General features: G+C 61.4%; 26 protein-coding genes and 2 pseudogenes. 9 read left to right on the top strand and 19 right to left on the bottom strand.

Going from position 1 to position 26,493, the window contains the following annotated elements:
* The first annotated feature begins 14 nt into the window (after nt 1-14).
* Nucleotides 15-566, top strand: a complete 552-nt coding sequence (locus L6D80_RS02385) for an ATP-dependent Clp protease proteolytic subunit (protein WP_176513894.1) — start codon at nt 15-17, stop codon at nt 564-566.
* A 14-nt stretch (nt 567-580) separates the two neighbouring features.
* On the opposite strand, the gene L6D80_RS02380 is transcribed toward L6D80_RS02385, so the two are convergent.
* Nucleotides 581-979 carry an NUDIX hydrolase gene (locus tag L6D80_RS02380; protein ID WP_054902523.1) on the bottom strand — a complete coding sequence of 133 codons (399 nt, stop codon included), beginning with the start codon at nt 977-979 and terminating at the stop codon, nt 581-583.
* A gap of 242 nt (nt 980-1,221) precedes the next feature.
* On the opposite strand from L6D80_RS02380, the gene L6D80_RS02375 reads away from it, so the two are divergent.
* Complete coding sequence (locus L6D80_RS02375; RefSeq protein ID WP_054902522.1) at nt 1,222-1,434, top strand: con-10 family general stress protein; 213 nt, start codon at nt 1,222-1,224, stop codon at nt 1,432-1,434.
* Between the two features lie 95 nt (nt 1,435-1,529).
* A complete protein-coding gene (locus L6D80_RS02370) occupies nt 1,530-1,799 on the top strand; it encodes a DUF6555 family protein (RefSeq protein WP_176513892.1) in 270 nt (89 codons plus the stop codon).
* A gap of 33 nt (nt 1,800-1,832) precedes the next feature.
* Here the strand turns inward: L6D80_RS02370 and L6D80_RS02365 are convergent, their stop codons facing one another.
* Together L6D80_RS02365 and L6D80_RS02360 are read right to left on the bottom strand one after the other, a co-directional pair.
* The gene (locus L6D80_RS02365) at nt 1,833-2,003 is read right to left on the bottom strand and encodes a hypothetical protein (RefSeq protein WP_156358096.1); all 171 of its coding nucleotides are present in this window, start codon (nt 2,001-2,003) and stop codon (nt 1,833-1,835) included.
* 85 nt (nt 2,004-2,088) lie between these two features.
* The gene (locus L6D80_RS02360) at nt 2,089-2,703 is read right to left on the bottom strand and encodes a LuxR C-terminal-related transcriptional regulator (protein WP_176513890.1); all 615 of its coding nucleotides are present in this window, start codon (nt 2,701-2,703) and stop codon (nt 2,089-2,091) included.
* Nucleotides 2,704-2,818: 115 nt separating this feature from the next.
* Between L6D80_RS02360 and L6D80_RS02355 the strand changes: the two genes are divergently transcribed.
* Nucleotides 2,819-4,432 (top strand): ATP-binding response regulator, encoded by a 1,614-nt coding sequence (locus tag L6D80_RS02355; protein WP_176513889.1) that lies wholly within the window; start codon nt 2,819-2,821, stop codon nt 4,430-4,432.
* Nucleotides 4,433-4,515: 83 nt separating this feature from the next.
* Here L6D80_RS02355 and paaZ read toward each other — a convergent pair whose 3' ends face one another.
* The 15 genes and pseudogenes from paaZ to paaF all read right to left on the bottom strand — a co-directional run bounded on the left by paaZ (nt 4,516) and on the right by paaF (nt 19,888).
* The gene (gene paaZ / locus L6D80_RS02350) at nt 4,516-6,567 is read right to left on the bottom strand and encodes a phenylacetic acid degradation bifunctional protein PaaZ (protein ID WP_176513887.1); all 2,052 of its coding nucleotides are present in this window, start codon (nt 6,565-6,567) and stop codon (nt 4,516-4,518) included.
* Nucleotides 6,568-6,591: 24 nt separating this feature from the next.
* The gene (locus L6D80_RS02345) at nt 6,592-7,824 is read right to left on the bottom strand and encodes an OprD family porin (RefSeq protein WP_176513885.1); all 1,233 of its coding nucleotides are present in this window, start codon (nt 7,822-7,824) and stop codon (nt 6,592-6,594) included.
* Between the two features lie 27 nt (nt 7,825-7,851).
* Nucleotides 7,852-9,420: pseudogene (locus L6D80_RS02340) on the bottom strand (cation acetate symporter); the annotation flags it as partial.
* A complete protein-coding gene (locus tag L6D80_RS02335) occupies nt 9,411-9,719 on the bottom strand; it encodes a DUF485 domain-containing protein (protein ID WP_054902515.1) in 309 nt (102 codons plus the stop codon). The gene L6D80_RS02335 and the pseudogene L6D80_RS02340, both read right to left, overlap by 10 nt.
* 108 nt (nt 9,720-9,827) lie before the next feature.
* The gene (gene paaE / locus L6D80_RS02330) at nt 9,828-10,904 is read right to left on the bottom strand and encodes a 1,2-phenylacetyl-CoA epoxidase subunit PaaE (protein ID WP_176513883.1); all 1,077 of its coding nucleotides are present in this window, start codon (nt 10,902-10,904) and stop codon (nt 9,828-9,830) included.
* A 15-nt stretch (nt 10,905-10,919) separates the two neighbouring features.
* Nucleotides 10,920-11,453 carry a 1,2-phenylacetyl-CoA epoxidase subunit PaaD gene (paaD, locus tag L6D80_RS02325; RefSeq protein WP_176513880.1) on the bottom strand — a complete coding sequence of 178 codons (534 nt, stop codon included), beginning with the start codon at nt 11,451-11,453 and terminating at the stop codon, nt 10,920-10,922.
* Entirely contained in the window at nt 11,440-12,198 is a 759-nt protein-coding gene (gene paaC / locus L6D80_RS02320) for a 1,2-phenylacetyl-CoA epoxidase subunit PaaC (protein ID WP_176513878.1), read from the bottom strand. The genes paaD and paaC overlap by 14 nt, the downstream gene beginning before the upstream one ends.
* A gap of 8 nt (nt 12,199-12,206) precedes the next feature.
* Entirely contained in the window at nt 12,207-12,488 is a 282-nt protein-coding gene (gene paaB / locus L6D80_RS02315; RefSeq protein ID WP_004374528.1) for a 1,2-phenylacetyl-CoA epoxidase subunit PaaB, read from the bottom strand.
* 25 nt (nt 12,489-12,513) lie between these two features.
* Nucleotides 12,514-13,503, bottom strand: a complete 990-nt coding sequence (paaA, locus tag L6D80_RS02310; RefSeq protein WP_176513876.1) for a 1,2-phenylacetyl-CoA epoxidase subunit PaaA — start codon at nt 13,501-13,503, stop codon at nt 12,514-12,516.
* A gap of 171 nt (nt 13,504-13,674) precedes the next feature.
* On the bottom strand, nt 13,675-14,994 hold the full coding sequence (gene paaK, locus L6D80_RS02305; protein WP_176514313.1) for a phenylacetate--CoA ligase PaaK: 1,320 nt from the start codon (nt 14,992-14,994) through the stop codon (nt 13,675-13,677).
* A 112-nt stretch (nt 14,995-15,106) separates the two neighbouring features.
* The gene (pcaF, locus tag L6D80_RS02300) at nt 15,107-16,327 is read right to left on the bottom strand and encodes a 3-oxoadipyl-CoA thiolase (protein ID WP_176513873.1); all 1,221 of its coding nucleotides are present in this window, start codon (nt 16,325-16,327) and stop codon (nt 15,107-15,109) included.
* The gene (gene paaI / locus L6D80_RS02295) at nt 16,320-16,775 is read right to left on the bottom strand and encodes a hydroxyphenylacetyl-CoA thioesterase PaaI (RefSeq protein WP_176513871.1); all 456 of its coding nucleotides are present in this window, start codon (nt 16,773-16,775) and stop codon (nt 16,320-16,322) included. The genes pcaF and paaI overlap by 8 nt, the downstream gene beginning before the upstream one ends.
* On the bottom strand, nt 16,768-18,285 hold the full coding sequence (paaH, locus tag L6D80_RS02290) for a 3-hydroxyacyl-CoA dehydrogenase PaaH (protein WP_182387619.1): 1,518 nt from the start codon (nt 18,283-18,285) through the stop codon (nt 16,768-16,770). The genes paaI and paaH overlap by 8 nt, the downstream gene beginning before the upstream one ends.
* Before the next feature lies 1 nt (nt 18,286).
* Nucleotides 18,287-19,078, bottom strand: coding sequence for a 2-(1,2-epoxy-1,2-dihydrophenyl)acetyl-CoA isomerase PaaG (gene paaG, locus L6D80_RS02285; protein WP_176516444.1), 792 nt, complete (start codon nt 19,076-19,078; stop codon nt 18,287-18,289).
* A 36-nt stretch (nt 19,079-19,114) separates the two neighbouring features.
* Complete coding sequence (gene paaF / locus L6D80_RS02280) at nt 19,115-19,888, bottom strand: 2,3-dehydroadipyl-CoA hydratase PaaF (RefSeq protein WP_176516442.1); 774 nt, start codon at nt 19,886-19,888, stop codon at nt 19,115-19,117.
* Nucleotides 19,889-20,166: 278 nt separating this feature from the next.
* On the opposite strand from paaF, the gene paaY reads away from it, so the two are divergent.
* Both paaY and paaX read left to right on the top strand, forming a co-directional pair.
* A complete protein-coding gene (gene paaY, locus L6D80_RS02275) occupies nt 20,167-20,766 on the top strand; it encodes a phenylacetic acid degradation protein PaaY (protein WP_054902505.1) in 600 nt (199 codons plus the stop codon).
* A 77-nt stretch (nt 20,767-20,843) separates the two neighbouring features.
* Nucleotides 20,844-21,767: a phenylacetic acid degradation operon negative regulatory protein PaaX gene (paaX, locus tag L6D80_RS02270; protein WP_176516439.1), complete on the top strand. Its 924-nt coding sequence runs from the start codon at nt 20,844-20,846 to the stop codon at nt 21,765-21,767.
* 115 nt (nt 21,768-21,882) lie between these two features.
* Here paaX and L6D80_RS02265 read toward each other — a convergent pair.
* Nucleotides 21,883-22,467 (bottom strand): annotated as a pseudogene (locus L6D80_RS02265) (NAD-dependent epimerase/dehydratase family protein); the annotation flags it as partial.
* Between the two features lie 54 nt (nt 22,468-22,521).
* Here L6D80_RS02265 and L6D80_RS02260 point away from each other — a divergent pair.
* From L6D80_RS02260 to L6D80_RS02250, 3 genes are all read left to right on the top strand, one after another.
* Nucleotides 22,522-23,684 (top strand): IS3 family transposase gene (locus L6D80_RS02260; protein ID WP_176516437.1). Its coding sequence is split into 2 segments (ribosomal slippage): nt 22,522-22,777 and nt 22,777-23,684, totalling 1,164 coding nucleotides; the frame shifts between segments, so codons are not numbered across the junction.
* Nucleotides 23,681-24,211 (top strand): hypothetical protein, encoded by a 531-nt coding sequence (locus L6D80_RS02255; protein WP_223849155.1) that lies wholly within the window; start codon nt 23,681-23,683, stop codon nt 24,209-24,211. Before L6D80_RS02260 ends, L6D80_RS02255 begins: the two co-directional genes overlap by 4 nt.
* A 53-nt stretch (nt 24,212-24,264) precedes the next feature.
* Nucleotides 24,265-25,956, top strand: a complete 1,692-nt coding sequence (locus tag L6D80_RS02250) for a hypothetical protein (protein ID WP_176516436.1) — start codon at nt 24,265-24,267, stop codon at nt 25,954-25,956.
* Nucleotides 25,957-26,493: the final 537 nt, after the last annotated feature.

The raw sequence follows: 26,493 nt of genomic DNA, 5'->3' as shown, positions 1-26,493 counted from the left end.
CGCTGGAGACAAGCATGGCCAGACACATCATCCACTTCACCGGCCCGATCAACTCCTCGACCTGTGGCAACCTGATCAACACCTGTTCCAAGGCACTGCAGCAGGGCGCCGAAGCACTGCAGCTGAACATCGCCACGATGGGCGGTGAATGCAGCTATGGCTTTACCCTTTACAACTTCCTGCGCGCGCTGCCGGTGGCGGTGCATACGCACAACCTGGGCACCGTCGAATCGATGGGCAATATCCTGTTCCTGGCCGGTGAACATCGCACCGCATGTACCCACAGCAAATTCCTGTTCCATCCGTTCCATTGGACGCTGCATGGTTCGGTGGACCACGCGCGCATGGCGGAATATGCAATGAGCCTGGATTACGACCTGCAGCTGTATGCGCAAATCGTTGCCGAGCGTACTCAAGGCAGCAGCGAAGTCCTGGATGTACCGCGCTACCTCATGGCTTATCCGCGGATACTGGGGCCCGACGAGGCGTTGGCGAGCGGGATGATTCACGCCATCGACGAGATGCCGATCGAGGCGCAGGTCACGCAGTGGAGTGTGCATGCATGATGCACAAGCCCTGATCAGCGCACTGATGCTGCCATGGCCCGGTCACAGGCAAGCAACGACAGGATCAGCGCCTTGATTTCGCTGTTCAAGGCTGGCACCTGCGTCAGGTGTTCAAAGCGGCAGTCGGCAATTTCATGCTGGGCGATGGGCTTGGGGGCATCGGCAAAGTCGGCTTCGAACACATAGTGTATGCGCCCTGGTGCCTCATAGCGCATCAGAAAGGTCAGCGCCTCGGCCTGCAGGCCGGTCTCTTCCCACAACTCGCGCGCAGCGGCCTGGTGAGGTGTCTCACCCGGCTCGATCTTGCCGCCCGGTAAGGTCCAGGCAGCCTTGGGCTTTCTCACCCACAGCCATTTATGGGTCTTCTTGCCATGCCGGCAGATGATGGTGGCGCGATGTTTGACTGGCTTCATGCGGGCTCCAGCGGCGAATCTTGATTTCTATCTGGTTTGTCCGCGCCGGTGCAACAAACGTTCTGTTGACTATGGAAAAGATGAGCCCGCAAACCGCTGCACAAGCATTTGCGCTCGCAGTGTTTTGTGCCACCGGTCAGTCCCCGTCAATCGAATTGAGCAGAGCGCTGTTACACGTGCTCCGAAATAAGGCATGGCACAGTTTCATGCGCGCAACCCATCCCATCGCAAGGAGATACGACATGGCTGGCGATCAACAACGGACCGGGCAACGAGGCGGCACCAAGGAAACCAACCCAGGCAACTTTGCCAACGACCGCGAGCGGGCCTCCCGTGCGGGTCAGAAGGGCGGACAGGCATCGGGCGGCAACTTTGCAAACGACCGTGAGCGGGCCTCCCAGGCCGGGCGCAAGGGCGGGCAGAACAGCCATGGGGGAGGCCGCCAGGCGCAGTGAGCTCCGGGGGCAATTGTTCGACAATATTTTTTGAATCTTCTCGACAGGCATCACTCAATGACTGAGTCATCCATGGAGAAGAGGAGGGCCGAGTGATGCCTAACCCCCAGCTGTATATCATCGACTACCAACTGCACGGCGAGCCCCGCAGCTTCATCATTCGCCTTGAGCGGCTGGATAATGCCGAGGCTTGGCACTGGGCAAGCTGTGATGCAGGGATTGGCATCATCCCCAAGTTTGGCCGAGAAAAAATCAAGAAAGTCAGCCGCCCCATGGCCGAGCGCTATGGAATAACGGCCGTCAATTGGCGGCCATCGGGCAGCAAACCGAGCCAATCGGTAGGCGACTCGGCGTTGATAGGCTGAGTGTGGGAGCGGGCAGGCGCCCGCTCCAATACATCACGCACCCGCTTCGGGATCGCTGGCAGGGACTCCAGGGCGGTTCTGTTCGTCATCGGTGACATTCGGGTCGGCATCCGGGTCATCCGCCCGATCGTTGCGCCGTTCAGGCTCCAGCTCGGGCCAGTCGTCCTGGGCATTACCGCCGCCCATTTGCAGTCGTTCGTTCATCACAGTCTCCTTGGCGTCCTTTGCACATTAGAGTGCGCTGTAGCCAGGGCGATCTTTCTGCGCGCGCCAATACCGACCAACGGTGTCAGGTACCGGTGTATTTCACGGCGGCGGCGGTGCGTGTGGTGACGTTGAGCGCCTTGAGCAGCGAGGAGACATGGATGCGTACAGTGAACGGCGAGATGTCCAGGTCCCGGGCAATTTCCTTGTTGGTCTTGCCCTGAGCGATCAGGCGCAGCACCTCGTGCTGACGATGGGTCAGTTGTTCAAGCTCGGCGTCGCAGCCCAGGTTCGGCAATAGCCCTGACGGCGCGTACTTGACCAACACTTCACCGTCACGAATGGCCAGGATCGCGGCGCCGATCTCGTCGGGCGCGATGCTCTTGCCGATAAAGCCATCCACACCACTGGCCATGACCTGTTCGATCAGCGCCGGCTCATCGACCATTGACACGATGATCAAGGTGGTGCGGCGCAGTTGCTGGCGCAGCTCGGCCAACCGGTCGACACCGGTCAGGCCAGGGAAGCGAAGGTCAAGAATCAGTGTGTCTGGCGCCTCGCCCTGACGGGCCAGGCTCAGGACCTGCTGCAGGTCTGCGGCTTCTTCCGGCTGCGCATCGGGTAATACCCGCTGCACGGTGCGGACCATCGCCTCCCTGAACAGCGGATGGTCATCCGCCACGATGATGCGACACGTCACGTTCTGAAACTCCCTTTGATCGCCCGTTTTCCGGGTCGTGCTAATTTAACAGCCGACTACGGCAGCCGTCGCGACGAGATGGCCGTTATGCGACCCCGTGCACAAGGACGTCTTCATGGATTTCAACAAGAACAACGAGCTGGACCAGGCGAACCTGCGGATCATGGTTGCCTGCTGCGCACTGGCCTATATCGTGTTTCTAGGTTTCCTGCCTGGCCATTCGCTGCCCGACTACCTGCCAGTCATCTACTACATCCTCTGTTTCATCCTGCTGTCAGTCGGCCTGCGCCAGGCGATCGCTCGCTGGCCAGGCCATTACCCTTGGCGCCGGGTACTGGGCATCGTGCATGACTACACAGGCACCTGCTTCGGTCTGGTGCTGGGCGGTGAATCGGCGCTGCCGCTGTATGCCGTGATGGTCTGGGTAAACCTGGGCAACGGTATGCGCTTCGGTACCCGGTACCTTGCCATTGCCACGGTGCTGGCACTGACCGCGCTGCTGGTGGTGTATCGCCTCAACCCCTACTGGCAGGCCAACCCGTACATGGTGCTGATGCTATTGACCACCAGTACGGTGATTCCGTTCTACGCCCACCTGTTGCTGGAGCGCACGCGCCAGGCATCTGAGCGGGCGATGGCCGCCACCCAGGAGAAATCGCGTTTTCTGGCCCAGGCCAGCCACGACCTGCGGCAACCGATCCACTCCATCGGCCTGTTCACCGCGTGCCTGCGCGAAGCGCCGCTGGGGGAGCAGGAGCGACGCCTGGTGGACAGTATCGACCGTTCGCTGCTCAACGTGTCGCAGCTGTTCCGCTCGATCCTTGACCTGTACACGCTGGATAATGGCCGGGTGCAACCGAAGTACGAGACGTTCGCGCTGGGGGATTTCCTTGCCGAGCTGCTGCGCCAGAACGCCGAGGCGGCCCGTTGGAGCGGGGTGCAGATGCGCCTGCGCGCGTGCAGCCACTGGACGCGCGCCGACCGCGGGATGCTCGCGACCATGGTGCAGAACGTGCTGTCCAACAGTTTCAAGTATGCGGCCCATCGGCCGTTGCTGATTGGTGTGCGGCGCCACGGCGAAGGGCTGGCGATTGTTGTCTACGACCAGGGGCGGGGTATTGGCGAAGAGCACCAGACGCTGGTGTTCGAGGAGTTCTACCGGGTGCGCCACGCACGTGACAAGGATGTCGAAGGCGTCGGCCTGGGGCTGTCGATCGTCAAGCGGCTAGGGCGGCTGATGGGCGTGCAAGTGTACTTGCGGTCCCGCCTCGGCCGGGGGACGGCGGTGAGCCTGCAAGGCCTGCCGCGGGTGGCGGCGCAAACGGTTGCAGTCAGTGTCGAGCAGCAGGCCCTGCAAAGTGCGATGCTTGGTGGTTTACGGGTGTGCCTGGTGGAAGATGACCATAACGTGCTGCGCGCCACCTCGGCATTGTTGCAGCGTTGGGGTTGCGAGGTGGAGGCGCACAGTTCACCGGTTGGCCTGAGCAGCCAGTGTGAGGTGATCGTTGCCGATTACGACCTGGGCCAGGAAGCGACCGGCGTGGACTGTATCGACCGTTTGCGCGAGCAGCGGGGCTGGGAAGTGCCGGCGCTGATCATGACCGGGCATGACCTGGAGAGGATCCAGGCCCTGGTGCAAGGGCGCAATATCGCCATTTTGTCCAAACCGGTCAGGCCGGTGGAACTGCGGGCGGCATTGCGCGGCTTGCGGGAAGTGCCCGCCGCCTAGGTTGCCTGTGCGGGCTTCAGCGTCGGCCAGCCGGCCAATCGGCATGGCTGGCCGACGCTGGGGCGAGTGCGTCAAGCCATCATTCAGGGCTGCTTGAGCACCAGGGTCAGAATGTCGTAACTGGCGACCAATTCACCCAGCTGGTTGGTCACCTCGACATCCCACGCTACCACGCCCTGCGGCTGACCGAGCGGGCTGGCCTTGCCCTGGTCAATCTTGCGCTTGCACGTCAGCCGCGCCTGGATGGTGTCGCCAATGCCCACCGGGTTGATGAAGCGCAAGGTATCCAGCCCGTAGTTGGCCAGCACCGGCCCGGCACCTGGGGAGACGAACAGCCCGGCCGCCGCCGAGAGCACGAAGTAGCCGTGGGCGATGCGTTTGCCGAACTGCGATGCCTTGGCCGCGATCTCGTCGAAGTGCATGTAGAAATGGTCACCCGACAGGCAGCCGAAGTTGACCAGGTCGGCTTCGGTCACCGTGCGGCGGTGGGTCAGCAGCGATTCACCGACGCGCAGTTCGTCGAAGTAACGGCGGAACGGGTGCACCGGGGTCTCGATCACCTCGGCGCCGCGGACATATTCGCCGGTCACGGCGGTGAGCATGCTTGGCGAACCCTGCACGGCGGCGCGCTGCAGGTAATGCTTGACCGCGCGCAGGCCCCCGAGCTCCTCGCCACCCCCAGCGCGGCCAGGGCCGCCGTGTTTGAGCTGCGGCAGCGGCGAGCCGTGGCCGGTGGACTCCTTGGCCGCTTCGCTGTCCAGCACCAACAGGCGACCATGCCAGGCGGCCGCAACTGGAATCGCCTTGGCTGCCACGGCACGGTCGGCGGTGACCAACGTCGCCACCAGGCTGCCCTTGCCACGCGCGGCCAGGGCCAGGGCTTCGTCAAGGTCATGGTAGGCCATCAACGTGCTGACTGGGCCGAAGGCCTCGATATCGTGGGCACCACCCTCGGCATGCGGGTCACGGGCCTGAAGCAGGGTCGGGGCGAAAAAAGCACCTTCGGCAACGCCTTCGCCGCGCGGGGCAAAGCCGTCGCTGGCACCGAACAGCTGGTCGCAACTCTCCAGCAGGGCACGGACCCGCTCGCCCACGTCACGCTGCTGGTCGTGGGAGGCCAGGGCACCCATGCGCACACCTTCCACCGCCGGGTCCCCGACCACCACGTTGCTCAGGCGTTCACGCAGGCGTGTGGCCACGGCGTCCAGGTGCTTGGCGGGGACGATGGCGCGACGGATGGCGGTGCATTTCTGACCGGCCTTGGTGGTCATTTCACGCACCACCTCCTTGATGTACAGGTCGAACGCTTCGCTGTCCGGGGCCACGTCAGGGCCGAGGATGGCGCAGTTGAGCGAATCGGCCTCGGCGGTGAACGGCACCGAATGGCGGATCAGGTTGGGGGTAACGCGCAGCTTCGCAGCCGTGTCCGCAGACCCGGTGAAGGTCACCACATCCTGGCCCTGCAAGCGGTCCAGCAGGTCCCCCGTGCTGCCGACCACCAGTTGCAGGCTGCCCTCGGGCAGCAGCCCTGAGGCGTGCATCAGGCGCACCACGGCTTCGGTCAGGTAGCTGGTTGACGTGGCAGGCTTGACGATGCAGGGCATGCCAGCCAGGAAGGTCGGGGCGAACTTCTCCAGCATGCCCCAGATCGGGAAGTTGAAGGCATTGATGTGCACGGCGACACCCGCGCGCGGCACCAGGATATGACTACCGGCGAAATGGCCTTGCTTGCCCAGCGGGATCGCCGGGCCTTCGTGCACCAGGTTGCCCGAGGGCAGTTCGCGGCTACCGATACCGGCATAGGCAAACAGCGTGGCGTTGCCGCCTTCGATGTCGATCCAGCTGTCGGCGCGGGTAGCGCCACTGTGGTGGGACAGGGTGTAGAGCTGCTCCTTGCGTTCAGCCAGATACAGCGCCAGGGCCTTCAGGCGGGCGGCTCGCTGCTGGAAGTCCATGGCCATCAGCTGCGCAAGGCCGCGTACCCGGGCGAAGTCCACGGCTTCGGCAAAGTCCGGGCGCTCTTCATGGCTGTAGGCCAATACATGGCCGTCGAGGGCACTGCGCAGGGCCTGGGCGCCGTGCTGGCCGATCCAGCGGCCGGCGATGAAGCTCTGCAGGGTGGGGGCGTCAGACATGCTGTTCTCCTGTAAAGGGCGCTGTTACCACAGCGCCAGGGTGTAACCGATGATCAGGCGGTTTTCGTCCACGGCGTTGGTCAGCCCGTTGCCGGAGCGAAAGGTGACGTTGCGCCAGCGCAGGCTCACGTCCTTGAACGGGCCGCTCTGGATGACGTAGGTGAGGTCGGTATCACGCTCGCGCTCACGGCCATTGCTGACGATGGCGGTTTCGGCATGGCGGCCATCGGTGTAGCGGGTCATGAAGCTCAGGCCTGGGATGCCCAGGGCAACGAAGTCGTAGTCGTAGCGCAGTTGCCACGAATCGAGCCCCGCGCGGGTGAAGGTGTTGTAGGTCACCAGGTTGACGGTGAACGGGTCGCCGCCGTTGACGAATGGAAAGGCGCTGGCGCCGGACATCTGCTGCCAGGTGGCGGTGAATTTATGGGCCTTCACGCCGAGGGTGAACAGGGCGTTGAAGTTGCGGTTGTCGATAGTGCCGGCGCGCTCGGCACCGTCGTTGCGGCTGTCGAAGTAGCGCAGGTCGCTGCGCAGGCTCAGGCCTTCACCCAGCGGGCGCGTGTCGACCAGGCCGACGAACTGCTGGCGGTAGATGTCCTGGAGCTTGGCGTAGTAGTAGCTGACGCTGGTCTGCGGGGTGATCGCGTAGCTGCCGCCGGCAAAATCAAGGTGGTCGCTGGTGGCGGCACCGTAGCCCATGTCGTCGCGGCCGGATGAATCGCGCAGGTTGGCTTTGCTCAGGCGCCCGGCATTGAAGGTGAGGCCGTCGATGTCCTGGCTGGTCAATTGGCCGCCCTGGAAGGTTGAGGCCAGCAGCCGGGTGTCGTTGTACACCACCACTGGCAGGATCGGTTGCAGGGTGCCCAGGCGCAAGGTGCTTTTCGCCACCCGCAGTTTGCCGGTCAGGCCCAGCTCACTGTAGTCGTCGACCGGCTCGAGGCTGTTGGGGCCAAACGGCAACAGGCCAGTGTTGCGCCGGTCGCGGCTGGCGTCGAGTTTGATGCCCAACTGGCCCATGGCGTCCACGCCGAAGCCTACCGGCCCTTCGGTGAACCCGGACTCCACGCGGGCGGTGAAGCCCTGGGCCCATTCCTCGGCCTTGGCCTGGGGGGCGTTGCTCTGGCGAAAGTCGCGGTTGATGTAATGGTTGCGCAGGTCCAGCCGTGCATGGCTGTCGGCGATGAAGTCGGCCAGGGCCGGCGCGGGCAGGGCGAGGGTCGCCAACCACGCAGCTGATTTGAGGTGCATGCGGTTCATTGTTGTTATACCCGACATAGTCAAGAATCAGTGCTTGCTGGCGCCGGCGGCGCCAATCCCGGTCATCGAGCGGATGAACTGCGCCAGGTAGCGCCCGCGCTCTTCGCTGGCACGCGCGCAGGTATCGGTCACCGAGAACACCCAGGCGCCCAGGAACGCCAGGCTCATGGAAAACAGCGCGGGGTTGCTGTAGGGGAACAGCGCCTGTTCGTGGTGCAGCACGTTGACCCACACCGCCGGCCCCAGGACCACCAGCACGATCGCCGACACCAGCCCGGCCATGCTCCCGCATACCGCACCGCGGGTGGTCAGACCCTTCCAGAACATCGAAAGCAGCAGGACAGGGAAGTTGACCGAAGCCGCCACGGCCAGCACCAGGCCTGAGAGGAAGGCGATGTTCTGTGATTCGAACACCAGGCCCAGCACCACCGCCAGCAGGCCGATCACCAGGGTGGCGATACGCGATACGCGCATCTCTTGCTGTTCGGTGGCCTGCCCCTTGCGCACCACGCAGGCGTAAAGATCATGGGACACGGCCGAGGCGCCAGACAGCGCAAGCCCGGCCACCACAGCGAGGATGGTGGCGAACGCTACCGCAGAGATGAAGCCCAGGAACAGGTTGCCACCCACGGCCTGCGCCAGGTGCACGGCGACCATGTTGCCGCCACCGATGATCGCGCCACTGGCATCGCGGTAGGCAGGTTCGGTTCCGACCATCACGATGGCCCCGAACCCGATGACGATCAGCAACAGGTAGAAGTAGCCGATGAAGCCTGTGGCGTAGAACACACTCTTGCGTGCTTCCTTGGCATCGCTGACGGTGAAGAACCGCATCAGGATGTGCGGCAGCCCGGCGGTGCCGAACATCATGCCCAGGCCCAGCGAAATGGCATCCACGGGGTTGGACAGCAAGCCTCCTGGCGCCATGATTGCCTGGCCCTTGGCGTGCACGGCGACGGCATTGGCGAACATCGCCTCGGTGCTAAAGCCAAAATGCTTGAGGACCATGAACGCCATGAAGCTGGTGCCCGACAACAGCATCACAGCCTTGATGATCTGTACCCAGGTGGTGGCGAGCATGCCGCCGAAGGTGACATAGGCCACCATCAACACGCCCACCAGCACGACGGCGTACAGGTAGCTGATGCCGAACAGCAGTTCGATCAGCTTGCCGGCGCCGACCATCTGCGCCACCAGGTACATCAGCGCCACAGCCAGGGTGCCGAAGGCCGAGCTCAAGCGTACCGGGGTTTGCGCCAGGCGGTACGAGACCACGTCGGCGAAGGTGTACTTGCCCAGGTTTCGCAGGCGCTCGGCAATCAGGAACAGGATGATTGGCCAACCGGCCAGCACGCCCAGCGCATACAGCAGGCCGTCGTAGCCGTTCATGAACATCATGGCCGAGATGCCCAGGAACGACGCCGCGCTGATCATGTCGCCCGCGATGGCCAGGCCGTTCTGCATCCCGGTCAGGCCGCCACCGGCGGTGTAGAAGTCACTGGTCGAGCGGGTACGCAGGGCGGCCCAGCGAGTGACCAGCAGGGTGAAGCAGACGAACACCATGAACATCGAGATGGCGGTCCAGTTCATTGCGCGCACTCCTGCTTGACCTTGTCATTGAGCGGGTCGAGCACATTGTTGGCGCGGTGCACGTAGATGCCGGTGAGGGCAAAGGACAGCAGGACCATCAGCACACCGACCAGCATGCCGACGGTGGTCACCCCACCGCTCAGCGACTGGCCCAAGGTAGTGGGGGAAAAGGCCACCAGAAGGACGAAACCGTAGTAGATGACCAGCATGGCCAGGGTAAGGCTGCCGTTGAGGCGGCGCTTGCGCCGTACCAGGTGCTGGAAATCGGGGTGGTTACTGATGCTCTCGATCTGTTCGGGGGTCATGGCAAGCGATCTCTGGGTGTTGTAATTGTTTTTGGTGAGGTCACGCGGTTATTGCGGTGTCGCTGAGGCCCTTTTCGCGGGGTTACGGGCGAACAGGGCAACCCGGTTTCAGAGCTGGTCGAAGTCCAGAACCACCTTGTCGCTGACCGGGTAGCTCTGGCACGACAGCACGTAGCCGGCTGCCACTTCGTAGTCTTCCAGGGCATGGTTGCTGTCCATTTCCACCTCACCCTCGATCACCCGGCACTTGCAGGTCGAGCACACCCCGGCCTTGCACGAGTAGGGCAGTTCGGCGCCGATGGCGTTGCCGGCGTCGAGCAGGTTCTGGCTGTTGCGCGGCAAGTCGAAACTCAGCGCGCGACCGTCACTGATCACGGTGACACGGCTCAACGCGGCATCTACCTGACGCGCGGCCTCGCGGGCTTCGCGGCGGGCGTGGCTGCCGGCGGCGGCGAACAGCTCGAAGTGAATGCGGTCCTTGGCCAGACCATTGGCCTGAAGGCTGTCGCGCACGGTTTCGGTCATGGCTTGTGGGCCACAGATGAACGCGGCATCCAGGCTGGCAACGTCTATCCAGCGGGAGAACAATTGGCCGCACTTGTCGGCGTCGATACGGCCGTTGTAAAGGTCGACGTCCTGCTGCTCGCGGCTGAAGACGAAAATCAGGTTCAGGCGGTCGAGGTAGCGGTTTTTCAGGTCTTCGAGCTTGTCGCGGAACAACGCGCTGGAGCTTGAGCGGTTGCCGTACAGCAGGGTGAAGCGGCTGTGCGGCTCGCTGGCCAGGGTAGTGGCAATGATCGACAGGATCGGCGTGATGCCGCTGCCGGCAGCCACGCCCAGGTAATTGCCCTGGCGTGTCGGGGACAAGGGCACGAAGAAGCTGCCCGACGGTGGCATCACCTCGAGCTGCTGGCCCACCTTGAGCACTTCGTTGGCATATGCCGAAAAACGCCCCCCAGGTACGCGCTTGACGGCCACGCGCAACTCGCCGTCCTGTACTGCGCTGCAAATGGAGTAGGAGCGGCGCACTTCTTCGTTGTCCAGTTGGGTGCGCATCACCAGGTACTGGCCCTGGGTGAAGCGGAAGGCGTCCTGCAGGTGTGGCGGCACGTCGAAGGCGATCGATACCGCATCGCGGGTTTCATTGCGCAGTTGCTTGATGGTCAGGCTGTGAAACTGGCTCATGGTGGTCTCCACGGCTCAAATGCATTTGAAATAATCGAACGGCTCCAGGCACTCGCGGCAGCGGTAAAGCGCCTTGCACGCCGTGGAGCCAAACTGGCTGAGCACCTCGGTATGGCCGCTGCCGCATTGCGGGCAGCACACCTGCGGGGCTTCGCCGAGCAGGCTGCGTTTGCTGGCGCTGCCTTCGGGCGGGGCGATGCCATAGGCGCGCAGGCGTTCACGGCCCAGGTCGCTGATCCAGTCGGTGCTCCAGGCCGGGGTCAAGCGGCGCTCCAGGGCCGGCTCGGGAAACCCGGCCTGCTCCAGCGCCTGGCGGATATCGCCCTCGATCACTTCGGTGGCCGGGCAACCGGAGTAGGTGGGCGTGACTACCAAGTGGAGGTGACCGGCGCGCCAGCCAAGATCACGGACGATCCCCAGGTCGACCACGCTGACCACTGGCACTTCCGGGTCCATGACCTGGGCAAGCACCGCCCAGGCCCGGCTCAAGTCGTCGCTGCTAGGGGCCCGGGCACCGCGGTCCCCGGCAATCAGCTCACCAGGTTGCATCGGGGTAGGCCCTTGGCAAGAACTGCATCTCGGCCAGCAGCAGGCCCAAGTGTTCGGTGTGCAGCCCTTGGCGGCCACTGAGGTAGAAATGGCTGGCAGCGTTTGGCAGGGGCAGCTCGACCGACTGGAAAATGCGGGCTACCTGCTGGAGCCAGGCCGCTCCCACCTGCGCAGGGTCGGCAGCAATGCCAGCTTCGGCCAGCCGGGCTTCGCTTTCGCTGCCGGTTGTGAGTTCGACGGTGAAGCGCCACAACGCAGGTATCGCCTCCAGCATGCGCCGACGGCTCTCTTCGGTACCGCCACCCAGGCGTTGTACCCATTCGCTGGAGCGGCGCAGGTGATAGGTCACTTCCTTGAGGGCCTTGCCGGCAATACCGGCGATACGCGCGTCGCTGGAGTCGACCAGGCGCTGCAGCACGGCATGGTGCCAGGCGTCATAGAAGCACTGTTTGGCCATGGTCACGGCAAAGTCACCGTTGGGTTGCTCGACCAGCAGCAGGTTACGAAACGCTCGCTCGTCGCGGCCAAAGGCCAGGGCATCGGCGTCCCGGCCGTCGGTGAGCAACTCGGCGGCGTATTCCAGCCAATTGCGCGCCTGGCCCACCAGGTCGAGGCCGACGTTCATCAGGGCCAGTTCTTCTTCCAGTGCCGGCGCGTGGCCGCACCATTCACACAGGCGCTGGCCCTGGATCAGGGCGCTGTCACCGAGCAACAGCAGGTAAGGGATGAGTGCTTGGGTGTGCATGGCCAACCTCACATGTGCCCGACTTCGTCGGGGAGTTCATAGAAGCTGGCGTGGCGGTAGACCTTGTCGTCCGATGGAGCGAACAGCGGGTCTTTCTCGTCAGGCGAGGAGGCGGTGATCAGCGCCGAAGGCACTACCCAAAGGCTGACCCCTTCGCTGCGGCGGGTGTATAGCTCGCGGGCGTTCTCGATCGCCATTGCCGCATCGGCGGCATGCACGCTGCCGACATGCTTGTGGTTCAGGCCGTGCTTGCTGCGCACGAACACTTCGTAAAGGGTCCAGACAGACATTTTCGATCTCCGCATCAATCGCCGCTCAGGCGGCGTTCTTGTTCTGTTGCTTGCGCGCATACGCCACGGCCGCTTCGCGGACCCACGCGCCATCCTCGATGGCCTTGCGCCGGGTGGCGACGCGCTCCTGGTTGCAGGGGCCGTTGCCCTTGATGACTTCGTAGAACTCCTCCCACTGGATCTCGCCGAAATCGTAGTGGCCGCGGGCTTCGTTCCATTTCAGGTGCGGGTCCGGCGCAGTGCAGCCAAGCAGCTCCAGCTGCGGCACGGTCTGGTCGATGAAGCGTTGGCGCAGCTCGTCGTTGGTCTGGCGCTTGATCTTCCAGGCCATCGACTGGGCGCTGTTAGGGGAGTGTTCGTCGCTTGGGCCGAACATCATCAGGGCCGGCCACCAGAGGCGATTGATGGCGTCCTGGACCATGTCCTTCTGCGCCTGGGTACCGTCGCGCATCATGGTCAGAAGCAGTTCGTACCCCTGGCGCTGGTGGAAGCTTTCTTCCTTGCAGATACGGATCATTGCCCGGGAGTACGGACCATAGGAGGTGCGCTGGAGCACCACCTGGTTGACGATGGCCGCACCATCGACCAGCCAGCCTACCGCCCCCATGTCGGCCCAGCTCAGGGTCGGATAGTTGAAGATGCTCGAATACTTTGCCTTGCCACTGTGCAGCTTGGCGATTTCCTCGTCGCGGTCGGCGCCGAGGGTTTCCATGGCGCTGTACAGGTACAGGCCGTGGCCGGCTTCGTCCTGGATCTTGGCCATCAGCTGCAGCTTGCGCTTGAGGCTGGGGGCGCGGGTGACCCAGTTGCCTTCGGGCAGCATGCCGACGATTTCCGAGTGGGCGTGCTGGGAGATCTGCCGGATCAGGGTCTGGCGATAGGCCTCGGGCATCCAGTTCTTGGCTTCGATCTTGATTTCGGCGTCGATCTTTTCCTGGAAGTTGCGCTCCTCGGGCGACATCTCGTCCAGCGATTTGACGCGCTTGACTCCGGTTTCCACTAGCTGTGCGTACATGTTCCGACTCCTGCTAAGGCATGAGTCATTTGTAAGCGATACAAAACATAACGTCAAACAGTTTTATGTGTATCAAATAAGATTTGTGTATCACATGCTGTGTTGACGGAGCGCGGGTCCCAGGCAAAAAAAAGCCCTGGCTAAGCCAGGGCCTTAAAAACAGCTGAAACGTCAGCTGGCCAACCGTTTGTCATAGACGTGGCACGCCTTGCCTTCGGAGCGCTTGAGCGTGCCGCAGGGCTGCAGTCGCACCTGGGTGCTGATGCCGATGTAGGTTTTGATCTGTTTGGTCAATTCGCCAGTGAGCAGCTTGCGCTGGCTGTCGTCCAGCCCTTGGCACTCACCCCGCAATTCCACGTGCACCTCGACACTGTCCAAGTTGCCATTGCGATACAGATGAATCTCGTATAGCTCAGAAAGCTGTTTTATTTTTAGCACTTGTTCCTCGATTTGAGTCGGGAACACGTTGACCCCACGGATGATCAGCATGTCGTCGCTGCGCCCGGTGATCTTGCCGATGCGCCGCATGGGGCGCGCGGTGCCCGGCAGCAGGCGTGTGAGATCGCGGGTGCGGTATCGCACCATCGGCAGCGCCTCCTTGCTCAGCGAAGTGAACACCAGTTCGCCCAATTGCCCATCGGGCAATACCGCGCCGGTCAGCGGGTCGATGATTTCGGGGTAGAAGTGGTCCTCCCAGATGGTCGGGCCATCCTTGCTCTCGAGGCATTCCATGGCCACGCCTGGGCCCATGATTTCAGACAGGCCGTAGATATCCAGGGCATCGATGCCCAGGCGCTGTTCGATGGAGCGGCGCAACTCGTCGGTCCATGGCTCGGCACCAAAGATGCCCAGGCGCAGCTTGAGGTCCTGTGGGTCTATACCCTGACGCTCAATCTCGTCGGCCAGGTTGAGCATATAGGACGGGGTGACCATGATGATGTCCGGCTGAAAGTCGCGTATCAGCTGCACCTGTTTCTCGGTCTGCCCGCCGGACATGGGAATGACCGTGCACCCCAGGCGCTCGGCACCGTAGTGGGCACCCAGACCGCCAGTGAACAGGCCATAACCGTAGGACACATGCACCTTGTCGCCCTTGCGTCCACCCGCGGCCCTGATCGAGCGGGCAACCACATTGGCCCAGGTATCGATGTCGTTCTGGGTATAACCGACCACCGTCGGCTTGCCGGTGGTGCCGCTGGAGGCGTGCAGGCGCACAACCTCTTGCTGGGGCACGGCAAACATGCCGTAGGGGTAGTTGTCGCGCAGGTCGTTCTTGCCAGTGAAGGGGAACCTCGCCAGGTCGTCGAGGGACTTCAGGTCGTCCGGGTGAGCGCCGCATTCGTCGAAACGCTTGCGGTATAGCGGCACGTGGTCGTAGGCGTGTTTCAGGCTCCAGCGCAAACGCTCCAGTTGGTGCTGGCGCAGAGCGTCGATACTGGCGGTTTCCATCGGGTCCAGCAGGGCACGATCGGCATCATGGTACATGTTCATGGCTTCACTCGAATTGTTCTTGTAGACCGGCACGCGCTTGTGCAAAGCGCGCGTCGTGAGTGTCATGGACGCAGCATAACGGGCGGCGTCGCGTTCAGTAACAAGCCGTTGGTCAGAGGCGCTCAATGACCATGGCGATACCTTGGCCAACGCCGATGCACATGGTGCACAGGGCATAGCGTCCGGCCGTTTCTTCCAGCTCATGCAGCGCGGTGGTCACCAGCCGCGCACCGCTCATGCCCAGCGGGTGGCCCAGGGCAATGGCGCCACCGTTGGGGTTGACCCGCGGGTCGTCGTCGGCCAGGCCCAGTTCACGCAGCACGGCCAGGCCTTGAGCCGCGAACGCCTCGTTGAGCTCGATGACATCCATGTCTGCCAGCGCCAGGCCGGTCAGCTCCAGCACCTTGTGCGTCGCCGGCACCGGGCCGATGCCCATGATGCGTGGATCGACACCGGCCACCGCCATGCCGACGATCCGCCCCCGCGCCTTGAGGCCATGGCGGCGTGCTGCCTGGCTGCTGGCCAGCAACAGGGCGCAGGCACCGTCGTTGACCCCAGAGGCGTTGCCTGCCGTAACGCTACCGCCCTGGCGAAACGGCGTGCCAAGCCTGGCCAATTGTTCAAGCGTGGTATCGGCACGCGGGTGTTCATCGTGCTCGACACGAAGGGCCGGGCCTTTACGCTGGGCAATCGTCACCGGCACGATTTCACGGGCCAGCCGCCCGCGCGCCTGGGCAGCAGCAGCCTTGTGCTGGCTGCGCAGGGCGAAGGCATCCTGGTCAGCGCGGGAGATGGCAAATTGCTCAGCAACGTTTTCTGCGGTCTCGGGCATGGAATCGGTGCCGTACTCGGTGTGCATCAACGTATTAACGAAACGCCAGCCGATGGTGGTGTCGAACAGCTCAGCGCTGCGGCCAAAAGCCTGCTCGGACTTGCCCATGACAAAGGGCGCGCGCGACATCGACTCTACGCCGCCTGCCAGCATCAGGCCGGCCTCGCCGCAGCGCAGCGCACGGGCGGCATTGCCGATGGCGTCCATCCCGGAACCGCACAAGCGATTGAGGGTAGTGCCCGGCACGTTGACCGGCAGGCCGGCCAGCAAGACGGCCATGCGTGCTACGTTGCGGTTGTCTTCACCGGCCTGGTTGGCGCAGCCGAGGATCACGTCATCGATGGCTTGCCAGTCCAGTTGGGGGTGGCGCTCGATCAAGGCCTTGATCGGCACCGCCGCCAGGTCGTCGGCACGCACGCTGCTCAAGGCCCCGCCGTAACGGCCGATGGGCGTTCGCACGGCGTCGATGATCAGCGCGTCGAAGGGGGTGTGTTCAGTCATCTGGGGTCTCCTGCGCGAGCACCGTCCCGCGCACTTTGTAGGATTTGCCGTGGAACAGGGCGATCAGCTCGCCGCGCTGGTTTTCAATGCGTACGTCGTAGAGCCCGGTACGGCCTTTGCGGCTGAGTTCGGACGCACGTGCGGTCAGCACGTCCCCGCGCAGTGCGGGCGCTACGTAGTCAATGCTGCAACCCAGGGCGACAGTCGCCTGGTCGTAGCTGTTGCAGGCAAAGGCGAAGGCAGAGTCGGCCAGGGCGAAAAGAAAACCACCGTGGCAGGTACCGTGGCCTTGGAGCATGTCGGCTCGCACCGCCATGCGCAGGCGCGCCCGGCCAGCGCCGGCGTCGAGCAGCTCGATGCCCAGGGCCTGGCTGGCCTGGTCGCGGGAAAACAGCGCATCGACGCAGGCCTGGGCCAGCGCGTCAGGGGTAGGTTGCGGGTCATTCATGCAGGCGGGCTCCTTGGGCATCGCAACGGCGCAGCAGCAGGGAAGGGCGATAGCGGCTCTCGCCGTAGCTGCGCTGGAGGTTTTCCAGCACGCGTAGCGTGTAGCCAAGCCCAAGCTGTTCGGCCCAGGCGAGCGGGCCGAGCGGGTAATTGACCCCGGCACACATGGCCAGGTCGATGTCGGCAGCGCTGCCGACACCCTGCAACAGTGCGTCAGCGGCTTCGTTGGCGAGCATGGCCACGGTCCGCAACACAACCAGCCCAGGCAGGTCGGCGATGGCCGACACCCGGAGGCCGGCGCGCTGCAGCAACGCCACCGCCTGGTCGCGAGCCAGGCTCGTGGTATCGGCAGACCAACTGACGGCAATGCGTGAAGCACTGCGGTAATCCAGGGCAAGGTCGACCAATACCAGGTTGCGCAGGCCGTCCTCTCGGGCGCGCTGGCTAGCCAGGCGGCCATCGGACAGAGCCAGGGTCGCGTCGCCGACCTGGATCAGGCCCAGGCCGGCACGCTCGCTGACGGCTACCCCGTTGTCGCGCAAGCGCTCGGCCAGCGGCTGCAGCACGCCCAGGTTGCCCTCGACCACGCAGCACTCCACTGTGGCCTGGCTTTGCAGCTCATCTGCGTGCGGGCGCTGCGCGCCTTCGGCGTAGCTATAGAAGCCCTGGCCACTCTTGCGGCCCAGGCGCCCGGCATCGACCAGTTCTTTTTGCACCAGTGACGGTTGGAAGCGGAAGTCACCATAGAAGGCGTCGAACACCGAGCAGGTGACCGCGTAGTTGACGTCATGGCCGATGAGGTCGGTGAGCTCGAAGGCGCCCATGCGAAACCCGCCGGCATCGCGCAGCAGTGCATCGAGCGTGGCGCAGTCGGCCGCGCCTTCCTGCAGCAGGCGCAGGCTTTCGGCATAGAACGGCCGGGCCACGCGGTTGACAATGAAGCCTGGTGTGGAACGGGTCTGCACGGGCTGCTTGCCCCAGGCCTTGGCGGTTTCATAAAGCTGCGCGGCAACGGCTGGCGCGGTGGCCAGCCCGCGGACGATTTCCACCAGGGCCATCAACGGGGCTGGGTTGAAGAAATGCATGCCCACCACCTGCTGCGGCCGTTGCAGGCCCGCGGCCAGGCTCGTGATCGACAGCGACGAGGTATTGCTGGCCAGAATGCAGTGTGGGGCGCAGAGCGTTTCGAGCTGCAGCAGCAGGGCCTGCTTGACCTGCAGGTTCTCGACGATGGCCTCGATGACCAAGCAGGCATCGGTGAGGGCCTCGATCGCCTCCACTGGCTGCAAGCGTGCAGTGATAGCCTCGCGAGCCTCGGGCTGCAGCCTGCCTTTTTCCACCAGGCGCCCGAGCTGACGGTCGATGCCCGCCACGGCCTGTGCCGCTGCACCGGGGCGGTTGTCGTAGAGCTTGACCGGGTGCCCGGCCTGGGCCGCCACCTGGGCGATACCGGCGCCCATGGCACCCGCGCCGATCACTGCCACCAGCGCGTTGTTATCCAGTGCGCCCATGTCAGTGCCCCTTGAATTCGGGGGTACGCTTGCCCATGAACGCGCTCACCCCTTCGCGATAATCCTCACTGCGCCCGGCCAAACGCTGCAGGTCACGCTCCAGTTCCAGCTGCTGGTCGAAGCTGTTGTCGAAGCTCGCGTTGAGGCTGCGTTTGATCAGGGCCAGACCGTAGGTGGGCTGGCGCGCTAGGTGACGGGCGAGGGCAAGGGCTTCATCGCGCAACTCGGCATCGTCCACCACGCGGTGGATCAGCCCCCAGCGCTCGGCCTGTTCTGCGCTCAGGCGCTCGCCGAGCAATGCCAGAGCCTTGGCCCGTGCCATGCCCACCAGGCGCGGTAGCTGCCAGGTGCCGCCAGAATCCGGGACCAGGCCGATCTTGCAGAACGCCTGGATGAACGACGCCGAACGAGCGGCCAGTACCAGGTCGCAGGCCAGCGGGATATTCGCGCCGGCACCTGCGGCTACACCATTGACAGCGCAGATCACTGGCATTGGCAGGTCGCGCAAGGTGCGCACCAGCGGGTTGTAGAATTTATCAATGGACTCGCCCAGGTCAGGCATGACCGCACCAGGGGCCACGTTACGGTCGGAAAGATCCTGGCCTGCGCAGAAACCGCGGCCCTCACCGGTTAGCAATAGCACGCGGGCATCGCTGCCCTGGCGCACTTGCTTGAGTGCCTCGCGCACCTCCAAATGCATTGATGCATTGAAGCTGTTCAGCTGCTCGGGTCGGTTCAGCGAGAGGAGGGCAACGCCGTCCTCGATGGAAAACAGGATGTGCTCGAAAGTCATGACAGACTCGCTCCGTCAGTCGAAGGGAAGGGCAGGTCAGCGGCCTTTGAACTGGGCCGGGCGTTTTTCCTGGAAGGCACGGATGCCTTCATCACGGTCGGCGGTGCCGGCCAGCAGGGTGAAGGCGTGACGTTCGAAGCGCAGGCCGCTGGCCAGGTCGGTATCGCCGGCCTTGAGCAGCGCTTCTTTAGCCAGGCGCACGGCCAGTGGCGCCTTGGCAGCGATGCTGCGGGCGACCTGGGTAGCACGCTCGACCGTCAGTTCGGGTTGGGTGATCTCGCTGACCAGGCCGGCCTGTAGGGCATGCCGGGCGCTGATGGCTTCGCCGGTCAGCACCATCTGCATGGCCAAGGGCTTACCTACCGCACGCAGCAGGCGCTGAGTGCCGCCGGCGCCGGGGATGATGCCAAGATTGATCTCTGGCTGGCCAAAACGGGCATCCTCACCCGCGATGACGATGTCGGCGCACATCACCAGTTCGCACCCTCCGCCCAGGGCGTAGCCGTTCACGGCAGCAATCAGGGGCTTGGAGAATGCGGCGATGCGCTGCCAATGGGCGACGCGTGGGTCGTTGAGGATGCCGACCAGGTCGCACGCGGCCATTTCTCGAATATCAGCCCCGGCGGCAAACGCTTTACGGTTACCTGTGACGACCACTGCGCGGGTGTGTTCATCGCGTTCGGCGTCTTCCAGTGCAGTGGCAAGCTCTGCCAGCAGGTCAGTGCACAGGGCGTTGAGTGCCTCTGGCCGTTGCAGTGTAACGAGCCGAACGCCGTGCTCCGGCGCCTGCACTTCTAGATAACGAGGCATGCTGGGTTCCTCAGGCTGCACGCACGGCACATCACATGGCCGGCATTTCTTGGAATTGTCTGCAGAGGCAACGGGTGACCGTGCCCAGGTGGGATCAGTATAAGCACTTTGTGATACGGGAAATCAATAGTGATGTACAGTATTGGTATCTGTTTCCCTGGATGTGATTCCTTGACCCGCTAAGTAATTCAGGATTTGCAGAGCATTTTCGGGGTTTGACGCAGTGCTATGTTGCGATACAGAATTTGTCACAACGATAAAATATTGAGGAATTTATAATGCCTTGCTATCGCCTCGACGGCCTGACTCCAGTCATCCACCCGACCGCCTATGTTCACCCTAGCGCCGTGCTGATTGGTGATGTCATCGTTGGCCCCGGTTGTTATGTGGGCCCATTGGCGTCATTGCGTGGGGACTTCGGGCGGATCGTCCTGGAAGAGGGCGCCAACCTGCAGGACACCTGCGTGATGCATGGCTTCCCTGGAGGCGACACGGTGATAGAGCGAAACGGCCATGTTGGGCACGGTGCGGTACTGCACGGTTGTCGCGTGGGCGAAGATGCGCTGATCGGCATGAATGCCGTGGTGATGGACGGTGCCCACATCGCGCCACGCTGCATCGTCGGCGCCACGGCGTTCGTCAAGGCTGGCTTCCACTGCCCGGAACAAAGCCTGGTAATGGGTACCCCGGCCGTGGCCAAGCGCCCGCTGACGGACCAGGAGCTCAGTTGGAAACAGCGCGGCACCGCTGAATACCAACACCTCAGCCAACGCTGCATGGCCAGCATGGTGGAGTGCCCGCCATTGACCGAGGCCGAGGCTCAGCGCCCACGAATGGGGGACGGCGGCTTGCGGCCCAAAGGTGAGGAGGGCGCATGAACCTTCCTGCCGCACATAATGGCCAGGCGGCCCGTCGCACAGGTATAGTCGGGGCTTTATCCGCGCACAGTTCCTTCATGAGCAACCTCGCCCCGCTGAACAACCTGATCACCCGCTTCCAGGAGCAGACGCCGATCCGCGCCAGTTCGCTGATCATCACCCTGTACGGGGATGCTATCGAACCCCATGGCGGCACGGTCTGGCTCGGCAGCTTGATCAACCTGCTGGAGCCGATCGGTATCAACGAGCGGCTGATCCGCACATCGATTTTCCGCCTGACCAAAGAAGGCTGGCTGACTGCAGAAAAGGTTGGCCGACGCAGCTATTACAGCCTGACCGGTACCGGGCGGCGACGCTTTGAAAAAGCCTTCAAGCGCGTGTACAGCCCAAGCCAACCGGCCTGGGACGGCGCCTGGACCCTGGTTTTGCTGTCGCAACTTGAGGCCGGCAAGCGTAAAGCGGTGCGTGAAGAGCTGGAATGGCAGGGCTTCGGTGCCATGGCCCCGAACGTGCTCGGTTGCCCACGGGCAGACCGTGCCGACCTGGCCGCGACCTTGCGGGAACTGGAAGCGGGCGACGATAGCATCGTGTTCGAAACCCATACCCAGGAAGTGCTGGCCTCCAAAGCCATGCGCGCACAGGTGCGAGAAAGCTGGCGGATCGACGAGCTGGGGCAGCAGTACAGCGAGTTCATCCAGCTGTTCCGCCCGTTGTGGCAAGGCTTGAAAGAGCAGGAAGAGCTCGACGCCCAGGACTGCTTCCTTGCACGCACCTTGCTGATCCACGAGTACCGCAGGCTGCTGCTGCGCGATCCGCAACTGCCGGACGAGCTGCTGCCCGGAGACTGGGAAGGCAGGGCGGCGCGGCAGCTGTGCCGTAACTTGTATCGACTCGTATGCGCCAAAGCCGAAACATGGTTGAACGCCGCACTGGAAACTGCAGATGGGCCGTTACCGGACGTCAACGAGAGCTTTTACAAGCGGTTTGGCGGGTTGGTCTGAGGTGGCCTGAATATAACTAAACTAAATATTCATTTAGCATAGTTATAGATCAAGCTAATAATTAGCCGTTTCGGCAGGGCGCGATAAGCCCACGCGGACAACGCTTACATCTTCCTCAGGCCGCCGCCGCATGCCTGGGTGGAGGGCTTTGAATACGCTGTAGCCAATCACAGTAACGGGCCACACCTTGCTCGACGGTCAACGTCGCCGCCTCGAAACCGGCGTTGCGCAAACGCCCCAGGTCAGCACAGGTGTAGCACTGGTACTTGCCGCGCAGATGATCGGGAAACTCGCTGTATTCCAGTATGCCCTCAAGCAAGGCCGCTTCGAGGGTCAGCTGGGGTAAACCCTGGTGCTCTCGTAGCCTGTTGATCACTGCAAGGGCAACGTCATTGAAGGCCTGGGCGCGGCCGCTGCCGACATTGAAGATGCCGCTCAAGTGTGGTCGATCGAGGAAGAACAGATTGACCTTGACCACATCATCCACCGAGACGAAATCACGCAGGTGGCCACCGCTTGGGTAATCCCCATAGCTGCCGAAAAGGCTCACCTTGCCATGGGCCTGGCATTGGTTGAAGCAGTGAAGGGCCACAGACGCCATCGCACCTTTGTGCTGCTCGCGGGGACCGTAAACGTTGAAATAGCGTAAACCTACGATTTGGCTGCGTGAGCCTGACAGCTGGCGGCGCATGTAGTGGTCTAATGATTCCGGACACCCACTTAGGCGAGAATGCTCGCCACAGAGAGGTGTCCGATGACCAAGCAACGCCGTACGTTTACCCCTGAGTTCAAGCGCGAAGCCGCCTGCCTGGTGCTCGATCAAGGCTACAGCGATGCCGAAGCGGCCCGTTCGCTCGGCTTGGGCGAGTCGGCCCTGCGCCGATGGGTTAATCAGCTTCAGCAGGAGCGCGGCGGCCTCACGCCGGCCAGCAAAGCGCTGACGCCAGAGCAGCAAAAAATCCAAGAGTTGGAAGCCCGGATCACGCGCCTTGAACGCGAGAAATCGATACTAAAAAAGGCTACCGCGCTCTTGATGTCGGAAGATCTCGAGCGTACGCGCTGATCCGCCAGCTCAGCGACCATGAGCCCGTTGATTGTTTGTGCGAAATGTTTGAAGTCACTCGCTCGAGTTACTACGCACATCGTCATAGAAGGCGAACTCCGAACGTTGAACGTCTGCGGTTGCGCAGTCGAGTGAATGAGTTGTTCACGCGAGGGCGAAGTGCGCCCGGCAGCCGTAGCATCAAGGCAATGCTGCAAGAAGAGGGTGCACAAATCGGGCGGTTCAAGGTCCGCAGTCTGATGCGTGAGCTGGCGTTGATCAGCAAGCAGCCAGGATCACATGCGTACAAAAAGGCCACAGTGGAGCGGCCAGATATTCCGAATATCTTGAACCGAGCGTTTGATGTCGAAGCGCCAAATGAGGTTTGGTGTGGCGACCTTACCTATGTCTGGGCACAGGGCAAATGGCACTATCTGGCAGTTGTCCTGGATCTCTATGCACGCAGAGTGGTGGGCTGGGCCTTATCAGAAAAGCCGAACGCAGACCTCGTGCTCATAGCGCTGGACGTGGCTTACGAACAACGCGGAAAGCCTCAAGGACTACTGTTTCACTCCGACCAGGGATCGCAATATGGCAGTCGTCAGTTCCGCCAGAGACTGTGGCGCTACCGCATGCGCCAGAGCATGAGCCGCCGAGGCAACTGCTGGGATAATGCGCCGATGGAGCGAGTATTTCGCAGCTTGAAATCAGAGTGGATACCGACCACGGGCTACCTGACCGGGCAGCAAGCTCAACGAGACATTGGCCAGTACCTGATGGGCCACTACAACTGGATCCGCCCCCATCACTTCAACGATGGACTGGCTCCGGCGAAAGCTGAAGAAAAACTCAAAACCGTGTCCGGGATGAGTTGACCACTACACTAGGCCCCCTTGAAGGATATAGCTCTGAGGAATTCCGTCTAGCTTTTGCCGCTTTTCCTTTGAAGGCTTTACAAGATTCTGCACAATCCCTTTCGCAAGCGCTGGAGGGGGCAGGGGAGCAACGGGAGGAGTACTGGCAGAATCGGATTTTGCCCTTCTGGCAACATGTTTGGCCAAAATCTCAAGAGCTAGTGACACCTATCATCGCTGAGTCTTTGATCCGAATGTCCATTGCGGCTGGGAACGAATTCCCTGCTGCCTTGGACGCCGTCTACGATTGGCTGGTCCTCACAGAGCATATGCATTATGCCGTGCATAGGCTACGCGAGTCGGGACTATGCACAGCGTTCCCAGCGGATGCATTGCGTCTGCTGGCGGCGGTGGTGGACGATCAAGCTTGGCTATCTCCTGATCTTCGCCCATGTTTGGAAGAGATTATTCAGGCGCAGGCGCGCTTAGCTGATAGTGCAGAGTACCGCAGGCTGGCTGAATATGCGCGTCGTCACGGACTGCTTTGACCGAGAAATGCTCTGACCGGCGGGCTGTGTGAGTTGATAATGTGAGAACGGATATGGAACCGGCAGAAGTTCACGAACCAGAAAGTGATGGGGGTGATGGTATTGAAGAGACCGTTTATTCGGGAAAGTCTTCGTATCTGTACTCCTCCAAGCTGGACTGCTCATCAAATCTTGCTGAGATATGCAAAATTCTAGTGCGGTCTGACGCTTTTTCATTTGCCCTGGATAACAGAGGGACGATCTTTTTTAAAGATCAAGGGCGCATTAAGGCGAAGGATTTAAACATCAAAAGTGATATCCAAGGAATGGGCATGACGGTCGATGGTCATAAGGCATTCATGCATGCTAATGGCCAAGACTCAGTACGCTATTCGTTCATGCAGGCATTAAGTCTCTTGCTTTCGGAGCGCAAGCTATTTAATGGGATGTTTGGCTTTCCGTCAGAGAGTGTGCGTATCTACTTACGACCCATAGCTATTCAGGCTGAAGCTGTTGAAGGGTATGACTTGTTCATTCCGCACTTGAAAATTTCGAGCGATGGATTTATCTCTGTTACTTTGGATGCTGTCTTCGGCTTTGAAGAGTTGACCTCTGACAAGGTAGTGTTCGGTGAGGTGAATAAATCATTAGCTAATTTGAATTCGGTGCTTTGCGTTAAGTCACTGCATGCGGCGCTTACGGAGTGCCAAATTTCTCAGCTTTCTTTTGGGGAACGTAAGGCGCAGAAAAAAGAATTCAGGAGCATGATTGATTCTTCGCTAAATTCTCCATGTTCAATGGATTTTTTAGATGAAAATTTGACGCTTTATGAGCTTGTTCACACAGATCAGTTTACTCTGACCGACCTTGCTAGACATATTTTGTCTGTAGTTGCGCGGTCAATTTTCAGCGGAAGTGTAAAGTCGAAGGTGAATTGGTTTCATGTCCGTAAATTCGACCCGCCGGTTTGTAGGTATTGGTATGGAAAACCTCTGATAGGCGTTCTCACGCACACGGATCAGAAGGAGGCCGCAGAAGAGAATTGGTCTGCTCATGAGGGTTTTGTGAATAGCGTTATGATTCGGGCTGATTTATCTGGAGGCTCGTTTGGGCAGCCGACACAGCTTAGTGACTTAAGATGCTTTGATGATTTCAATAGTTTTTACTCAGAGCCAGTGTCTTTGATCTTGTCGTCCTTGAAGGTTTCAAGATTCATAGATGAGAGTGAGAGCTATACGTTTGATAATCTGACCTCAGATATCCAGATTTTGAATGAGGTTGCCCATATGATGCTAATTTTTTATGCGTATGCTTCATCGGCTTTGGATGGGTGCAAGAAATCGACGGAGGTTACTCGCGTTGAATTGCAAGTTTTGAGGTTCGAAGAGTCGCTGTATTCGCTCTATAAATATGGTGAGGTGGCTGGCTATATTGAAGAAATTCAGCAAGGTGCTCATCTCTCGATGCTCAATAAGATGTTTCATAAAAAAGTTGAAACTGTGAAGAAGTCTCTAGAGCTGGATGAAAAGATGGCGTCCGAATCGTTCACTAGGCGCATAACGATCATTTTTGGAGTCATTGCTTCAGCGGCGCTCTCCCCTGAGCTAGTCCAGCCGGTGGCCAAGCTTGCCGGAATCAGTTTCGATGATCAGTGGACAAAAATTTTGGGGCTAATAGCGGCTATGACAGCTGTTGCGGGTCTGCTTGTAATTACGCATTTCGGGTTCAAGGCGGCTGAGTGGTTGCTAAGACTTATTAGGAAGTGATGCTCCCTAGCTATTGAGCAGCTTCGGTGGTTTTGCATCTTGTTCCTCGGGTTTGAGACTGAGTGCATCTGGTAAAGTGTTGGCCGGGGGCACTGACAGGTAGGAATCGAACCATTGTTCACCTTGCCGACGCGCCACCCAAGGCGCTAGGGATTTGGGCTGTCTATCCGACCAAACGGCAAATTCTCACTAAAGTGCCCATTTAATTGAAGCCTCAGGCTGCGACTAGCTCAGGCAAATGTTTGATTTCTTGATGGTGGGCCGCTAGCTCCTGCACCGCTGCCTTGCATCGACTCATGGCAGTCGGCCAGCGGCTGGCCAAGGGTAAGAGGAGATCTTTGATTGTCGTCACTGCCAACCTCCGCACGGCCCATGTTTGGCGAACGTGACCGGTACAGATGGGAATGGAGGGCGGCCTCAGGTTCCAAGTGCAACAGTCAGTTGATAATGTTGAGCCGATTGGTTGCCAGCAGTTGCAGATGATCCGTCAACACTTCAACAGGGAATTTCCAGCCCAATGTCTGACGAGGTCGGGTG

The sequence above is a fragment of the Pseudomonas ceruminis genome (assembly GCF_021602025.1).
Taxonomy (GTDB): Bacteria; Pseudomonadota; Gammaproteobacteria; order Pseudomonadales; family Pseudomonadaceae; genus Aquipseudomonas; species Aquipseudomonas ceruminis.
The sequence above is the reverse complement of the archived record's forward strand: the minus strand, read 5'-3'. Positions and strand labels throughout refer to the sequence as shown.

Bases quoted from the DNA above. Each gene is read 5' to 3' on its own strand.
- L6D80_RS02385 (WP_176513894.1), top strand. From the start codon at position 15: ATGGCCAGACACATCATCCACTTCACCGGCCCGATCAACTCCTCGACC.
- L6D80_RS02380 (WP_054902523.1), bottom strand. From the start codon at position 979: ATGAAGCCAGTCAAACATCGCGCCACCATCATCTGCCGGCATGGCAAG.
- L6D80_RS02375 (WP_054902522.1), top strand. From the start codon at position 1,222: ATGGCTGGCGATCAACAACGGACCGGGCAACGAGGCGGCACCAAGGAA.
- L6D80_RS02370 (WP_176513892.1), top strand. From the start codon at position 1,530: ATGCCTAACCCCCAGCTGTATATCATCGACTACCAACTGCACGGCGAG.
- L6D80_RS02365 (WP_156358096.1), bottom strand. From the start codon at position 2,003: ATGAACGAACGACTGCAAATGGGCGGCGGTAATGCCCAGGACGACTGG.
- L6D80_RS02355 (WP_176513889.1), top strand. From the start codon at position 2,819: ATGGATTTCAACAAGAACAACGAGCTGGACCAGGCGAACCTGCGGATC.
- paaZ (WP_176513887.1), bottom strand. From the start codon at position 6,567: ATGTCTGACGCCCCCACCCTGCAGAGCTTCATCGCCGGCCGCTGGATC.
- L6D80_RS02345 (WP_176513885.1), bottom strand. From the start codon at position 7,824: ATGAACCGCATGCACCTCAAATCAGCTGCGTGGTTGGCGACCCTCGCC.
- L6D80_RS02335 (WP_054902515.1), bottom strand. From the start codon at position 9,719: ATGACCCCCGAACAGATCGAGAGCATCAGTAACCACCCCGATTTCCAG.
- paaE (WP_176513883.1), bottom strand. From the start codon at position 10,904: ATGAGCCAGTTTCACAGCCTGACCATCAAGCAACTGCGCAATGAAACC.
- paaD (WP_176513880.1), bottom strand. From the start codon at position 11,453: ATGCAACCTGGTGAGCTGATTGCCGGGGACCGCGGTGCCCGGGCCCCT.
- paaC (WP_176513878.1), bottom strand. From the start codon at position 12,198: ATGCACACCCAAGCACTCATCCCTTACCTGCTGTTGCTCGGTGACAGC.
- paaB (WP_004374528.1), bottom strand. From the start codon at position 12,488: ATGTCTGTCTGGACCCTTTACGAAGTGTTCGTGCGCAGCAAGCACGGC.
- paaA (WP_176513876.1), bottom strand. From the start codon at position 13,503: ATGTACGCACAGCTAGTGGAAACCGGAGTCAAGCGCGTCAAATCGCTG.
- paaK (WP_176514313.1), bottom strand. From the start codon at position 14,994: ATGAACATGTACCATGATGCCGATCGTGCCCTGCTGGACCCGATGGAA.
- pcaF (WP_176513873.1), bottom strand. From the start codon at position 16,327: ATGACTGAACACACCCCCTTCGACGCGCTGATCATCGACGCCGTGCGA.
- paaI (WP_176513871.1), bottom strand. From the start codon at position 16,775: ATGAATGACCCGCAACCTACCCCTGACGCGCTGGCCCAGGCCTGCGTC.
- paaH (WP_182387619.1), bottom strand. From the start codon at position 18,285: ATGGGCGCACTGGATAACAACGCGCTGGTGGCAGTGATCGGCGCGGGT.
- paaG (WP_176516444.1), bottom strand. From the start codon at position 19,078: ATGACTTTCGAGCACATCCTGTTTTCCATCGAGGACGGCGTTGCCCTC.
- paaF (WP_176516442.1), bottom strand. From the start codon at position 19,888: ATGCCTCGTTATCTAGAAGTGCAGGCGCCGGAGCACGGCGTTCGGCTC.
- paaY (WP_054902505.1), top strand. From the start codon at position 20,167: ATGCCTTGCTATCGCCTCGACGGCCTGACTCCAGTCATCCACCCGACC.
- paaX (WP_176516439.1), top strand. From the start codon at position 20,844: ATGAGCAACCTCGCCCCGCTGAACAACCTGATCACCCGCTTCCAGGAG.
- L6D80_RS02250 (WP_176516436.1), top strand. From the start codon at position 24,265: ATGGAACCGGCAGAAGTTCACGAACCAGAAAGTGATGGGGGTGATGGT.